Consider the following 14,226-nt stretch of genomic DNA (forward strand, 5'->3'; position numbering starts at 1 on the left):
ACAATAATAAAATCTAATTTTTTTTGCTATTTTTTACGTTTATACTTAATAGACATAATATTTTTAATAAGAAAACTTCTATGGATGATATAAAAGAAGAAAAAAGTGGATCCATTTTTGGCTTCTTGATAACTTCTTTTACTGTTTTTTTTGCCATTCTTATATTTACTATATCAATAATTATTTTTCACCAGATAAAAAAACAAAGTGATTCATTATTTGATTATCAAATGCAGGTTTCTGCTAAAGTCTTAGAAACAGTTTTTAAAATATACCCTACTTTAGAAGCAAAAGAGGAAAATATAATTTTTGATAACATGTCTAAATCCTTTTTAAACGTTGAAAACTATAATGAAAACGTTGCTATTAGAGTTTATGACCCAAAAGATAAGAAACTTATATTAAAAACCTCTAACCTGCCAGATTTCGAAAAAAATAATATGCAGATAAATCAAGGCTTTGAAAGGATATATACAGTATTAAATGGAGGTCAGAAAAAATATTGGTACACATATACTTTAACTACTGATAATGGAAACCTTATAACCATTTTTATTAATGATGCAGTTAAAGATAAAATCTCCCACTCTGTAATTGTTAAAGCTTTGGGATTGCTAATTCTAACATACCTATTCTTAGTAGCATTTACATACTATATTTTAAGCTTAGCTCTTAGACCTTTAAAGAGAATTAATAAAAAAGTATCAAAGCTTAATCCAAGGGACAATGACAGACTCGACATGGATGAAACCCCTCAAGAGATAATGCCATTTGTTCAACAAATTAACACTCTTATTGATAAATTTCAAAATATTCTTGAAAGAGAAAAAAGATTCTCTGGAGATGCTGCACATGAGCTTAAAACACCAATAGCAGGACTACGAACACAAGTTCAAATTGCGCTAACCAGTGATGACCTCCAAGAAATAAAAGAAAAACTAAAGAGAGTTTTAAATTCAGCAGACAGATATTCGCATATAATTGACCAATTATTAACTCTAAGCAGAATTCAACCGAATGAGCAAATCTCCTTTGCTAAAAAACTGGGAATCAATAGAACAATAGAAACAGCATTAGCTGATGCAGCTATTAAAGCTATAGAAAAAAATATAAATCTTATATTTAATCCTTACAAAAAAGAGCTTTACTGTCAAAGTAATGACTATTTAATAAACATTTTGGTAAAAAATCTTATTTCAAATTCAATAAAATATACCGAACCTAATGGATCTGTAGAAGTCACAACTTATCTCAAAGATAAAAGCATTATGATAACAATTAAGGATACTGGAATAGGTGTTCCTAAAGAAAATCTAACAAGAATATTTGACAGGTTTTATAGAGAAACGGGAACAAAACAAGAAGGTAGCGGGCTAGGTTTAGCAATAGTCTCTGAAATAGTTAGGCTTCATAATGGAGAAGTGTATGCAGAAAATAATCAAGATAAAGGAATTACTGTTACAGTAAGAATTCCTCTTATAAATAATTAACCTTTAATTACAATATATTTTGCTGCCTCTTCTTTACTAATTATATCTGTCTTCATTAAAAGCTCAATACTAGCTTCCATAGTAGACATCCCTTGAGCACTTCCTGTTTGAAGAGAGCTATAAATTTGAGAAAGCCTATTATCTTTTATCATATTTTTTATACCAGAATTATTAACCAAAACCTCATAAGCTGCTACTCGCCCACTACCCTTTCTTTTCAAAAGTCTTTGAGAAATAACTATTTGTAGCGATTCTGCTAACATATTTCTTACAAGTTCTTGTTCCGCTGGAGGAAAAACAGAAATAATCCTATCTACAGTTTTTATAGCTGACATTGTATGCAAAGTTCCCAACACAAGATGTCCTGTTTCAGCGGCTTCTAATGCGAGCCTAATAGTTTCTAAGTCTCTCATCTCACCGACAAGAATACAGTCTGGATCCTCCCTTAAAGCAGATTTTAAGGCGGCATTAAATGATCTAGTATCCCTCTTAACTTCTCTTTGATTGATCAAACTCTTTTGACTAACATGTACAAATTCAATTGGATCTTCTATCGTCAGAATATGGGCTTCTTCTTTTTGATTCATTTCACTAACTAAAGCCGCCAAGGTACTACTCTTACCAGAACCCGTAGGGCCCGTAACAAGAATTAAACCACCTCTTTTTGCCTGTACAGTTTTTAAAACTTTTGGCGCACTAAATTGGTCCAAAGTAGGAATCTTATTTTCTAAACGGCGAAATACTGCTCCATAACCTCTATTATGAAAAAAAGCATTCACCCTAAATCTAGCATCATTTTCTACACTATCTATGGAAAAATCACACTCTAGAGTATCTATCAGCTCTTCCTTTTGATCTTCTGTCATTATCTGCAATAACATCTGACTAATCATCTTATCATTTAATACAGGAGAGCTTTCTATATCAACAAGATCTCCATCTATCCTATATCTAGCTTTACAGCCAGAAGATAAATGTAAATCTGATACTTTCTTTTGAACACATAAAGTTAGAAGTTTATCTATCACAGGTTTACTTTTATAATAAAAATTAATAAAGAAACTTTACCATTATTAAAAGATAAAGAAAATAAGCATTATAGAAAAATTAATAAAGAAAACTATTTGAATAACTTCTTAAAGAATCTACCAATTTTAGTAAAAGGACAACCACAAGATTTAGCAGACTCTTCACCAGACATCATAGCTTTAAGAACTGTCTGCAAAATACCACCATTCTTCAAGTAATCAACATCCACATCTGCATCTAAACGAGCTAACGCTTCAAATGTAGTTGTATGAGCTGTTGTAGGATGCACTGCTTCTACAACAACTCTTTGTCTTGGTTTAACTCCATCTAGGTTTTTAATGTTAAACATCTCAGAACCATCTAGTCCAAGTGTTTTAGCATTTTGCCCATCAACATACTCAAGAGGTAAAACACCCATACCAACCAAGTTAGAACGATGTATTCTTTCATAGCTTTCTGCTATAACTGCTTTAACACCAAGTAAGAATGTACCTTTAGCCGCCCAGTCACGAGAAGATCCTGTACCATACTCTTTACCTGCTAGAATTACTAGAGGAATACCTTTCTCTTTATACTTCATAGCAGCATCAAATACATACTGCTGAGAACCATCTAAATGGTACTTAGTATAACCACCTTCAACGTTATCTAGCAATAAGTTACGGATACGAATATTTGCAAAAGTTCCTCTCATCATAACTTCATGATTTCCACGACGTGATCCATAAGAGTTAAAATCTTTTTTCTCAACGCCATGAGCTTTTAAATACTGTCCTGCGGGATAATCTTCAGGAATTGAGCCTGCTGGAGAAATATGGTCTGTAGTAACAGAATCACCAAGCATCAATAAAGTTCTTGCTCCTTTAATATCTAAGCTACCAGTATTCTCACCAGCAAAGTTTTCAAAGAAGTTTGGACATTGAATATAAGTAGAGTTTTTATCAAACTCATATAGTTTACCTGTTGGAACCTGAAGCTCTTGCCAGTCTTTTGTTCCATCAAGAACTGTTGCATATGCTTTCTTAAACATTTCTGAATTAACAACATCAGCTTGAATTGTCGCAATCTCTTCAGTGCTAGGCCAAATATCTTGCAAGAAAACATCATTACCTTCTGCATCTTGACCAATAGCATCTTCTACTGGATCAAAATCAACACTACCAACTAATGCATATGCTACAACATGAATTGGAGAAGCTAAATAGTTAGCTTTAACATGAGGATTAATACGTCCTTCAAAATTACGGTTACCAGAACTTACAGAAGATACTACCAAATTAGCTTCATTAATTGCATCAACAACAGGTTGATCTAATGGACCAGAGTTACCTATACATGTTGTACAACCATAACCAACCAAATTAAACCCTAAGTTCTCTAACTCAGATAAAAGTCCTGCTTTTTCTAGATATTGGGTTACAACTTGTGATCCAGGTGCTAAAGATGTCTTAACAAAAGTCTTAACTTTCAACCCTTTCTCATTTGCTTTCTTCGCTAATAAACCCGCACCTAATAAAAGCGATGGATTTGATGTATTTGTACAAGATGTAATTGCAGCAATTGCTACTGAACCATGAGTAATTGTCTCATCTAGTCCTTTAACTTCTACTGATTTTTCCAAATCAGCTTCAGTTAAACCAAAACCATGTAACCCTTGCTCATGAGTTAGAGCCTCTCTAAATGCTTTTTTCATATCATGGAACGATACTCTATCTTGAGGTCTCTTAGGACCAGCAAGGTTAGACTCAATCTCAGACATATCAATTTCAACAACACTAGAATATTCTGGCTCTTCTGAAGAATTTTCTCTATATAAAAGTTGCTCTTTATACATTTCACGAGCAGCATCAACAAGATCTGCACGGTTAGTATTTTTAAAGAAATCTAAAGTTACTTCATCTACTGGGAAGAAACCAATAGTTGCCCCATACTCAGGAGCCATGTTAGCAATAGTTGCTCTATCTGGTAATGATAGACTTTCTAATCCATCACCATAATATTCAACGAACTTACCAACAACACCATGCTTTCTTAATACTTCTGTAATTTTTAAAACTAAATCAGTTGCTGTAACACCAGTTCTTAATTTTCCAGTAAGTTTTACACCTACTACATCTGGTAAAACCATATAATATGGTTGACCTAACATAACCGCCTCAGCTTCGATACCACCAACACCCCAGCCAACAACACCAACACCGTTGATCATTGTAGTATGAGAATCTGTACCCACTAAAGTATCAGGATAAATGATATCTTCACCATTTATGTTTTTAACTAAAGCACCTTTTGCTAAATACTCTAAGTTAATTTGGTGAATAATCCCCATTCCTGGTGGAACAACAACAAAATCATCAAAAGCTGTTTGCGCCCATTTTAAAAGACTATATCTTTCGCCGTTTCTTTCAAACTCTTTTGCTACGTTCTGAGCTAAAGCAGTTTTTGTTCCATAATAATCAACTTGAACAGAATGGTCTATAACCATAGCTGTATCTACTAGAGGGTTAATCTTATCAGGATTGCCGCCAGCATCTTTAATCGCTTTTCTCATAGCTGCTAAATCTACTACAGCTGGAACGCCTGTGAAATCTTGCATAACTACTCTAGCAGGCATATGAGGAATTTCTGGTCTATCTTTAGATTTAGCATCCCAGTCTAAGACTTTATGCATATCTTCTTCTTTTACTTTATAACCATCAATATTTCTAAGTTGGTTTTCAAGCAAAACTCTTATAGAGTAAGGAAGACGAGAAACATCTTTTCCTAACTCTGCATTAAGTTTCTTTAAACTATATAGAGAATACTTCTTACCCTTGTCCTCTATTTCTACTTTTGCGATATTCTTAATATCAGCCATGCACTATCCTCCGTAGATGAGTAAATTTAAAAAAATACACCTGTAATATTTTAACCTGTTTATATGGTTTTGTATAGAATAAAGAGTTTTAGTTAATAGCACTATTTTTGGAAAAGAGATATATCTAGCTTTCCTTTTTTAAATGGTGGACACCATAGATAACTAGTGTTCAAAATTTTTGAGAATTTAAATACCCCATCTATTACTCCATCACCATCTCCAAGCATTCGACCCATTTGTAAATTAAATGATCTAAATGAAGAGGTAAAACATGAGAACATAAATCCTCCAATTAAATTATCATCAGACCAAGGCATCGATTTTCTTAATAAATTAGCTTCTGGTGAAAAATTCTCTTTTGCCGATCTACTTATATGAGCATAATCTTTCAAATTTGATAACTGATGAGAATCATCCAAACTTCTTCCTATACAACCCTCTTTCTCTGACTGACTAGCATTCATAAGCCAATTAAAATCATGTTGCCACTGCTGCAAAACCCAAAAGCTTGAACCTTCTAACAAACCCTCATTAATTATTGCCACAGGAACAACCTCATCACCTTTGGGGTTCTCTATCCCATCTTCAAAACCGGATAAATCAAACTTATGATGATATGAATAAGCTGAAATAGCTTTTTTAAAATCAAAAAACTCTAATAATGCTTTTCTTATATTGAAAGCATGATGAAATATAACTCCCTTATCTTCCTCTTTTATCCATAAAACAAGATCATATCCACTGTCATCTTGCATCAAATTCGAGTTAAATCTTTGTTTTTTATATAAATCCACCTTCGGAAAATGCTTTATTAGATTATTTCCAAAACCTACAATAACTGTTTTCCCATCGACAAACTTTTGTAAAACTTTCAGTCCAAACTCTAAATGTTCCTCACTAGCTATATCAAACATCATATACATAGCTGAAGATGTATTAGGCTCAACTATTCCTAATTGATACTTTATTATTTCCATCTTAAAACCTTAGATAATTAATCACTTATAGTTATAATATAAGCAACCAAATTTAAACTCCACAATAAATGATAAGAAAGCAACTTTCATATTTCTTAATAATAGGCATTCTCGCCTCCATATTAAACTTCATAATAGTCTTCATTTTAGTACATCTAAATATAGCAAAACCCCTTGTAGCAAACTTTTTTGCTTTTCTTATTGCTTTTAATGTGAGCTATTTTGGTCATAGATACTTAACTTTTTCTGGAACCACTAAATCCCATAAAAAAGCTGGATCTCAATTTTTCATAAATGCGCTTATAGGACTTGCTTTAAATGAGGGGATTTACTTCATACTTCTTCACTTTAATATTCAATATTTAGTAGCTCTATTTATTACCATGGTTTTAGTAGCTCTATATACATTTATAATTAGTAAGTTATTTATCTTCACATCATAGCTCTTTTATCTTTATCATATTAAAATACAACCCTATAAAGCCTATCTATAGACTATTAACATGTTTGAAATCGATAAATATATAAGCATTTACATCCATTTCCCTTGGTGTGTTAAAAAGTGTCCTTATTGCGACTTTAATTCGCATGCAATAAAGGATGATTTATATTTATCTGATACATATTACAAAAAACTTATAGAGGATTTTGATCAACATTTAGAAGATATTCAGGGCAGAGAAATTATAAGCATATTTATCGGCGGAGGTACTCCATCCTTATTCAAAGCTGAATATTTAGGCAAAGTATTAGAACATATAAAAACAAAAGTCAAACTTGCTAGCGACTGTGAAATAACTCTTGAGGTCAATCCAGGAACAGTTGAAAGAGGGTCTATAGACAGTTATTCAAAAATAGGAATAAATAGAATCTCTCTTGGAGTACAAAGTTTTCAAGATGATAAACTAAAAACTCTCGGACGAATTCATAATAGTCAAAATGTGTACACAACCATAGAGGAAATACATAAATCAGATATAAATAATTTTAATATAGATATAATGCATGGTCTTCCTCAACAAAACTTAGCTGATGGATTATTTGATCTTTCTGAAGCAATAAAGATGCTCCCCTCTCATCTATCTTGGTATCAGCTAACTATCGAACCAAATACTATGTTTGCCGCTCATACACCATCTCTTCCAAATGAAGAAATCCTTGAAAAGATAGAAATCCAAGGCAAAGAGCTTCTTAACTCAAATGGATTTAAACAGTATGAAATTTCAGCATATGCTAAAGACAATAAGAACTCTGTACATAATACAAACTACTGGATGTTTGGAGACTATATAGGTATCGGAGCAGGAGCTCATAGCAAAGTAACAAATCTACACAAACATACAGTTAAAAGAGTATGGAAACATAAGCATCCTAAGATTTATACTCAAACTACAAACTTTATAAAAGGATCAAACATACTCACAAAAGAAGATCTCATTTATGAATTTATGTTGAACTCTCTCAGGCTAAAAAATGGCTTTAATTTAGATAAATTTACAGAAACCACTTTTCTAAATATAGAAGATATTAATTCTAGAATTGCTCAAGGAATTAAAAAAGGCATACTATCAAGCGAAAACAATGTATTAAAACCCACAGACAAAGGTTATATATTTCTAAATGATTGTATAAATATTTTCATATAAAGTTTGATTTTTTGGTATCCCGTAGGGGATTCGAACCCCTGTTGCCGCCGTGAAAGGGCAGTGTCCTAGGCCTCTAGACGAACGGGACATAAGACTTTTCATCAATCAAATGATGTGAAATTATTATATATTTATTTCAAATCCTGTCAATATTTTTTTAAGGATTTAGCAGAACTTGGATATAGCTGCTTGTATTCTTGAAATAACTCTTTGTTTCCCCAAAAGCTTTAAAGTTATTCCAATATCTGGCGACTGCCCAGAACCTGTAACAGCGATTCTAATTGGCATACCAACTTTGCCCATTCCACATTCACACTCTTCTGCTGTTGCACTTACAACTGAATGAAGTACAGCTTCATCTTTCCAGTCAGCATCATTTAAGTTTTCAAACTTACTTAAAGCAACTTTCAAGATATCGCCAGTTGTAGCTTTATAATGTTTCTTTATAGCTGCATCATCATAAATCAATTCATCTGAATAGAAATAACTAGATTTCTCAGCTAACTCTTTTAAAGTCTCAACTTTTTCAGCCATTGCTGGTACAAGTTCAGATAAAGCCGGTCCATCATTCGTATTTAAACCAGCTTTTTCAAAATGATATTCAACCTCATCTTTTATATCTTCAAAAGGAGATGTTTTTATATAGTGCTTATTTATCCAGCCCAGTTTCTCAAAATCAAATCTAGATGGTGATGCACTAATATGCTCTAAATTAAATTTCTCTATCATTTCCTCTATAGAAAAGATTTCCTGATCCCCAGATGACCAGCCAAGTCTAACAAGATAGTTCAAAATTGCTTGTGGCAAATACCCATCTTCACGGTATTGCATAACATTTACAGCACCATGTCTTTTAGAGAGCTTAGCTCCATCTGGCCCCAAAATCATTGGAACATGTGCAAAAACTGGCACCTTCACACCAAATGATTCATAAATATTTATTTGTTTAGGAGTATTATTTATATGATCATCACCACGAATAACATGAGTTATAGCCATATCTATATCATCAACAACTACACAAAAATTATATGTTGGCGATCCGTCAGATCTTTGAATAATCATATCATCTAATTCTTCATTAGCTATCGATATCCTACCCTTTACAGCATCATCCCAACTAACAACACCACCCAATGGATTTTTAAATCTCACGACATATTTGTCACCATCTTTAGGAATATAATTAGACTCTCTACATTTTCCATCATAACCAATTTTTAAATGATTCTTTTGTTGAGACTCTCTTAGCTCATCTAACCTTTCTTTTGAGCAATTACAATAATAAGCTTTCCCATCAGCAACAAGTTGCTCAACCTTTTCGTGGTATCTATCAAATCTTTTTGTCTGATAATAAATCTCGCCATCATTTTCTAGCTTAAGCCATTTCATACCATCTAAAATAGCATCTACCGCTTCTTGCGTAGATCTTTCTAAATCTGTATCTTCTATTCTTAATACAAATTTACCACTATGTCTTTTTGCATAAAGCCAACTAAATAATGCTGTTCTTACACCACCTACATGTAAAAAACCTGTAGGACTTGGAGCAAATCTTGTTACCACCATGTTTTACTTTCCTTTTTAATAGAATTTATAATTTCCAACTTAAATATAAATAGCAAAGTTATTTATATTACTAATTAAATTCTCAATTTTAACACAATAACTATATTTAATATTAGAAAAAGCCTTATGTTTTAAAATACTGTGATAAAAAAGGTGGCTTATGAAATTGAACAAAAAATTATCTTAATTGTGACAGCCTAAATAAAATGGAAAGGGGTTAATCAACTCCCTACAATCCTTTCTAATCCTTTCTTTTTATTTCAAATATATATCACAACTCAATATCTACGTAAATTTATAAAACAGTTAAACCAAAGAAGTAACCCACAATAATGGTTAACCCCATAACTGTCAAAAAAGCGTTCAACACAGTGTATCTATAATTTTTATATTTTGTATTTTTATATATAATTATTACCGGCAACAAATATAATAAGAACGCCACAGCTGGAGCAACTAACAAACCGATAATATCTAGTATACTAAAATTACATATTACACTTATCCACAAAGTGAGAAATATAAGAAATGTTGCTAATCGATTTATTAATCTACCAGAAATTCTCAGGTTTAAAAATTTATTCAAAAAAGTATTAAGTAAACAATGTAATCCTTCTTTTGAACCTATATAGCATCCAACAAATGAACTAACTATAGCAGTTAAAACTATCATAGGCCCTAAAAAATCAAGAATCTGACTATCATGATACTTACCTAAAATAGTTACTATAGATAAATTATTAGCCGCCCCATTAATAATATCTTGCTCAGGAACACTCAAAAGACAAGATGTTACAAATATCAACACAAAAATAAATAATGATAGACTGCTTATTTTCATTATCTGATTAACTTTATCTTCATTATTAGGGTAATTAAGTCCTACTCTATCCCTATAAAATATTACCAAGCTAGATATCACGGGAGAATGATTTAATGCTAAAACTAAAATAGGTAGCACCATTAATATTCCTCTCAAATAAGAACGAAAATCAAAATCTCCAAAATCTAAGTAACTAATATTCCAATAAGGAATCATATATATGGAAAGGAATATCACAAGCAATATTAAAACTATCACTATAAGTTGCATAACTCTCAATATTATTTTTATACCAAATGAAACTAACATAAATATGAAAAATAAAAGCAAAAAGCTAAACCATATGTGATTTGATAGATTTACATTAGTGATTCCTTTTTCATAAAGAAAATTAGAAATTTCATTATTTAAGCCAATAGCATATAAAGGCATATTTAAATATATTGCTAAAAAATATAATAAAACACATATTGTCCCGAGAATATACCCTAAAGTGTCTGAGAAAGTATCTGTAATATCTTCATGGTTTTTGCTCTTCAGAACTATCCTAGACATATTTCTATGAGATAAATATGTTAAAGGAAGTGCAAAAATCATAACTGTAATAATTGCCCAAATACCACTTTTACCAGCTTGTATTGGTAAATATAACAGCCCTGCTCCTATTGCTGTTCCAAATAATGTAAAAACCCATTGAATGTCTACTTTAGTTATTTTCTTTAGATCATCCAAACCTTAGTTTCCCCAATCCAAAATTACTTTACCACATTTGCCTTCTTTCATAATTTCAAAAGCCTTTTTATAATCATCAACATGAAATCTATGTGTGATAACAGGATTTAAATCTAATCCAGCCTGAATCATGCTAGCCATGAGATACCACGTTTCAAACATTTCTCTTCCATATATCCCTTTCAATGTTAATCCTTTAAATATTATAGGCCCCCAATCAAGAGTTATATCTGTACCAGAAATGCCTAGCAAAGACATTTTGCCACCATTATTCATAGCATCAATCATCATTGTAATAGCAGAATTAAATCCAGACATCTCCAGTCCAATATCAAAACCCTCTGTCATTCCTATTTCTTTCATCACAACTCTCACTTGCTCTGACAATAACTCTTTAGTCTTATAATCAGAAACATTCAAAGCAAAAGTCGCACCAAAATCTTTAGCCTTTTGTAACCTATATTCATTAACGTCTGTGATCACTATTCTCCTAGCTCCGCAGAATCTAGCTATCTTTACAGCCATTAACCCTATAGGACCAGCACCTGTTATTAATACATCTTCACCTGCCAAACTAAAAGACAAAGCCGTGTGCACAGCATTTCCTAAAGGATCAAAAATACTTGCTATATCATCGCTTATCATATCAGGCACTTTAAATATATTAACGGCAGGAATCGTTAAATATTCTGCAAAAGCACCTTGTCTATTAACCCCAACACCTATAGTTTCTCGACAAAGATGTCTTTTACCCGCTCTACAGTTTCTACAGTGTCCACAAGCAATATGTCCCTCTCCTGAAACTCTATCTCCTATTTTTAAGCCTGAAACACCCTCGCCCAAACCTACTACTTCCCCAACAAATTCATGGCCAACGATCATTGGAACAGGAATTGTTGCTTGTGACCATTTATCCCAGTTATATATATGTAAGTCGGTACCGCAAATTGCTGTCTTTTTTACTTTAATCAAAACATCATTAAGTCCAAAAGTTGGAATAGGTGCATCATCAACCATCCAAATTCCAGGCTCTTTTTTTAATTTAGATAATGCTTTCATAGTTTGTTTTACACTCATATAAGCTTCCTTAACAACTAAATTATTCCCAACTCTTTTGCTGCTTTTGTAAAGCCTGAAACAGCTTTATCTATTTGCTCAAAAGTATGTGCTGCAGACATTTGTGTTCTAATTCTTGCTTTTCCTTTAGGAACAACAGGATATGAGAAAGCAATAACATAAATACCATAATCTAAAAGTTTTTCTGCAAATCCAGCTGCCTTTTTTTCATCATATATCATTACAGGTATAATAGGATGTTCACCCGGAATCAAATCAAAACCAGCATCAGCCATCTTCTCTCTAAACCTATCTTTATTTGCTTCAAGCTGAACTCTTAGCTTATTAGAACTTTTAACTATATCTAAGGCTTTTAAGGATGTTTTAGCAATAATCGGCGCTAGGGAGTTAGAAAATAGATAAGGTCTTGAAAGATTCTTTAATAAATCAACAACCTCTTTTTTAGCACAAATATAACCACCTGAAGCTCCACCTAAACCTTTTCCTAAAGTTCCAGTTAAAATATCTACTCGTCCCATTACATTACAATGCTCAATGGTACCTTTACCATTTTTACCAACAAACCCAGAAGCATGAGAATCATCAACCATTACAATAGCATTATATTTATCTGCCAAGTCACAAACTGCTTCTAAGTTGGCAATAATTCCATCCATTGAGAAAACACCATCTGTAGCAATCATTTTAAAGCGCACTCCAGCCTTATCTGCTTCTTTTAATTTTTCCTCTAAGTCTTGCATATCATTATTGTCATACCTAAAACGCATAGCTTTACACAATCTAACTCCATCGATAATACTAGCATGGTTCAATGAGTCGCTTATAATAGCATCCTCTTTAGTTAATAAAGTCTCAAATAACCCTGCATTAGCATCAAAACAAGATGGATATAAAATAGTATCTTCAAACCCAAAAAAATCACTTAGCTCTTTTTCTAGCTCTTTATGGACACTATTAGTCCCACAAATAAATCTTACTGAAGCCATCCCATAACCATATTCTTCGATATGGTTCTTTGTATATTTCACAATATCTTTATTATTAGCAAAGCCCAAATAATTATTAGCACAGAAATTTATTAATTCGCTTCCATCTTCTAGCTTAATTACAGGATCTTGGGGAGTTGCAATAATCCTTTCACTTTTATATGTTCCAGCATCTTTAATCTCGATTATTCTAGTATTTACATTTTTATAAAATTCTCTATTCATAATCTATGACCTCTCTAGGTTATTAGTATTTTTATTATTAAACTAAGCTTATGAGTTCTGGCAAAGACTTACCAAAAATGATATTTATATTTAAACTATAATTTTTTTTTCTGCCGGATACAAGCAATAGAAATACTCTCTTTGATATACTAGATTAAAGAAACTTTATTAAAAATAAGTTAAAAACGTAACCTTATTAGATACTAGAAAGATCTTTGCTTAAATTATAGAAAAATCTATTATTAGCCTTATTGAACAGCCTAATTTGTTAGTTCTAATATCTTCTATTTATTTTTACTTATTTTTCTAATATTAAAATATTACATAGAATATGAGCTACCATTTAAGATGGTAGCGTTCAAGAAAAAATATTATTCAGGATCTTTTGAGTAATAAATACCTTTTGATGAGTTTAAGGCTTTTAATCTAGCATCTGCCTCTTGAAGTCTTTTCTTAGCATCTTCAACGCTTAGCTTAGAAGAGTCGGGATGTTTAAGAGCTTCTTCAGCCCTTGCTTTAGCTTTTTCAGCTTCAGCATGATTAAGATTTTCAGCTCTTTCCATCTCATCAACCATTATAGTAACTCTAGAAGGAGTAACTTCTAATACTCCCCCAGAAACATAAAGAACTTCTACATCATTATCTTTCTTAATAGTTACTACACCTGCTGGCATAGTAGATAGTAGCTCAGTATGTCCATAAGCTATACCCATCTCACCTGCACTACCTCTTAAGCTAACAATATCAGCTTCTCCAGTAAATACAGAACCGCTAGGGCTAACTACATCAACTTTTATATAGTTTTTAGACATAAT

The 14,226-nt window shown here is 32.1% G+C and carries 11 protein-coding genes and 1 tRNA gene; 3 read left to right on the plus strand and 9 right to left on the minus strand.

The window, feature by feature from the left end; genetic code table 11:
• Nucleotides 1-80 precede the first annotated feature (80 nt).
• On the plus strand, nucleotides 81-1,490 hold the full coding sequence (locus tag DNK87_RS07755; protein WP_119330999.1) for a sensor histidine kinase: 1,410 nt from the start codon (nucleotides 81-83) through the stop codon (nucleotides 1,488-1,490).
• Here DNK87_RS07755 and DNK87_RS07760 read toward each other — a convergent pair.
• The 3 genes from DNK87_RS07760 to DNK87_RS07770 all read right to left on the minus strand — a co-directional run bounded on the left by DNK87_RS07760 (nucleotide 1,487) and on the right by DNK87_RS07770 (nucleotide 6,353).
• Nucleotides 1,487-2,518: a type IV pilus twitching motility protein PilT gene (locus tag DNK87_RS07760; protein ID WP_119331000.1), complete on the minus strand. Its 1,032-nt coding sequence runs from the start codon at nucleotides 2,516-2,518 to the stop codon at nucleotides 1,487-1,489. The genes DNK87_RS07755 and DNK87_RS07760 overlap by 4 nt on opposite strands.
• A 92-nt stretch (nucleotides 2,519-2,610) precedes the next feature.
• Nucleotides 2,611-5,376 (minus strand): aconitate hydratase AcnA, encoded by a 2,766-nt coding sequence (gene acnA / locus DNK87_RS07765; RefSeq protein WP_119331001.1) that lies wholly within the window; start codon nucleotides 5,374-5,376, stop codon nucleotides 2,611-2,613.
• 101 nt (nucleotides 5,377-5,477) lie between these two features.
• Nucleotides 5,478-6,353 (minus strand): Dyp-type peroxidase, encoded by an 876-nt coding sequence (locus DNK87_RS07770; protein WP_119331002.1) that lies wholly within the window; start codon nucleotides 6,351-6,353, stop codon nucleotides 5,478-5,480.
• 68 nt (nucleotides 6,354-6,421) lie between these two features.
• On the opposite strand from DNK87_RS07770, the gene DNK87_RS07775 reads away from it, so the two are divergent.
• The gene (locus tag DNK87_RS07775) at nucleotides 6,422-6,796 is read left to right on the plus strand and encodes a GtrA family protein (RefSeq protein ID WP_119331003.1); all 375 of its coding nucleotides are present in this window, start codon (nucleotides 6,422-6,424) and stop codon (nucleotides 6,794-6,796) included.
• A gap of 60 nt (nucleotides 6,797-6,856) precedes the next feature.
• Complete coding sequence (gene hemW, locus DNK87_RS07780) at nucleotides 6,857-7,999, plus strand: radical SAM family heme chaperone HemW (RefSeq protein WP_119331004.1); 1,143 nt, start codon at nucleotides 6,857-6,859, stop codon at nucleotides 7,997-7,999.
• A gap of 12 nt (nucleotides 8,000-8,011) precedes the next feature.
• On the opposite strand, the gene DNK87_RS07785 is transcribed toward hemW, so the two are convergent.
• The 6 genes from DNK87_RS07785 to DNK87_RS07810 form a co-directional block, all read right to left on the minus strand.
• A tRNA-Glu gene (locus DNK87_RS07785) sits at nucleotides 8,012-8,087 on the minus strand.
• 77 nt (nucleotides 8,088-8,164) lie between these two features.
• Entirely contained in the window at nucleotides 8,165-9,568 is a 1,404-nt protein-coding gene (gene gltX / locus DNK87_RS07790) for a glutamate--tRNA ligase (protein ID WP_119331005.1), read from the minus strand.
• A gap of 295 nt (nucleotides 9,569-9,863) precedes the next feature.
• Nucleotides 9,864-11,123 (minus strand): amino acid permease, encoded by a 1,260-nt coding sequence (locus tag DNK87_RS07795; RefSeq protein WP_119331006.1) that lies wholly within the window; start codon nucleotides 11,121-11,123, stop codon nucleotides 9,864-9,866.
• A 3-nt stretch (nucleotides 11,124-11,126) separates the two neighbouring features.
• Entirely contained in the window at nucleotides 11,127-12,182 is a 1,056-nt protein-coding gene (tdh, locus tag DNK87_RS07800; protein WP_119331218.1) for an L-threonine 3-dehydrogenase, read from the minus strand.
• Between the two features lie 35 nt (nucleotides 12,183-12,217).
• Complete coding sequence (locus DNK87_RS07805; protein WP_119331007.1) at nucleotides 12,218-13,411, minus strand: glycine C-acetyltransferase; 1,194 nt, start codon at nucleotides 13,409-13,411, stop codon at nucleotides 12,218-12,220.
• A gap of 371 nt (nucleotides 13,412-13,782) precedes the next feature.
• A complete protein-coding gene (locus tag DNK87_RS07810) occupies nucleotides 13,783-14,223 on the minus strand; it encodes a F0F1 ATP synthase subunit epsilon (protein WP_119331008.1) in 441 nt (146 codons plus the stop codon).
• Between the last annotated feature and the right edge of the window lie 3 nt (nucleotides 14,224-14,226).

The organism is Pseudofrancisella aestuarii, assembly GCF_003574475.2.
In the GTDB taxonomy this organism is placed as follows: Bacteria; Pseudomonadota; Gammaproteobacteria; order Francisellales; family Francisellaceae; genus Francisella; species Francisella aestuarii.

Excerpts from the sequence above, each read along its gene's own strand:
- acnA (WP_119331001.1), bottom strand. The coding sequence starts at position 5,376 with ATGGCTGATATTAAGAATATCGCAAAAGTAGAAATAGAGGACAAGGGT.
- tdh (WP_119331218.1), bottom strand. The coding sequence starts at position 12,182 with ATGAAAGCATTATCTAAATTAAAAAAAGAGCCTGGAATTTGGATGGTT.
- DNK87_RS07775 (WP_119331003.1), top strand. The coding sequence starts at position 6,422 with ATGATAAGAAAGCAACTTTCATATTTCTTAATAATAGGCATTCTCGCC.
- hemW (WP_119331004.1), top strand. The coding sequence starts at position 6,857 with ATGTTTGAAATCGATAAATATATAAGCATTTACATCCATTTCCCTTGG.
- gltX (WP_119331005.1), bottom strand. The coding sequence starts at position 9,568 with ATGGTGGTAACAAGATTTGCTCCAAGTCCTACAGGTTTTTTACATGTA.
- DNK87_RS07810 (WP_119331008.1), bottom strand. The coding sequence starts at position 14,223 with ATGTCTAAAAACTATATAAAAGTTGATGTAGTTAGCCCTAGCGGTTCT.
- DNK87_RS07770 (WP_119331002.1), bottom strand. The coding sequence starts at position 6,353 with ATGGAAATAATAAAGTATCAATTAGGAATAGTTGAGCCTAATACATCT.
- DNK87_RS07805 (WP_119331007.1), bottom strand. The coding sequence starts at position 13,411 with ATGAATAGAGAATTTTATAAAAATGTAAATACTAGAATAATCGAGATT.
- DNK87_RS07755 (WP_119330999.1), top strand. The coding sequence starts at position 81 with ATGGATGATATAAAAGAAGAAAAAAGTGGATCCATTTTTGGCTTCTTG.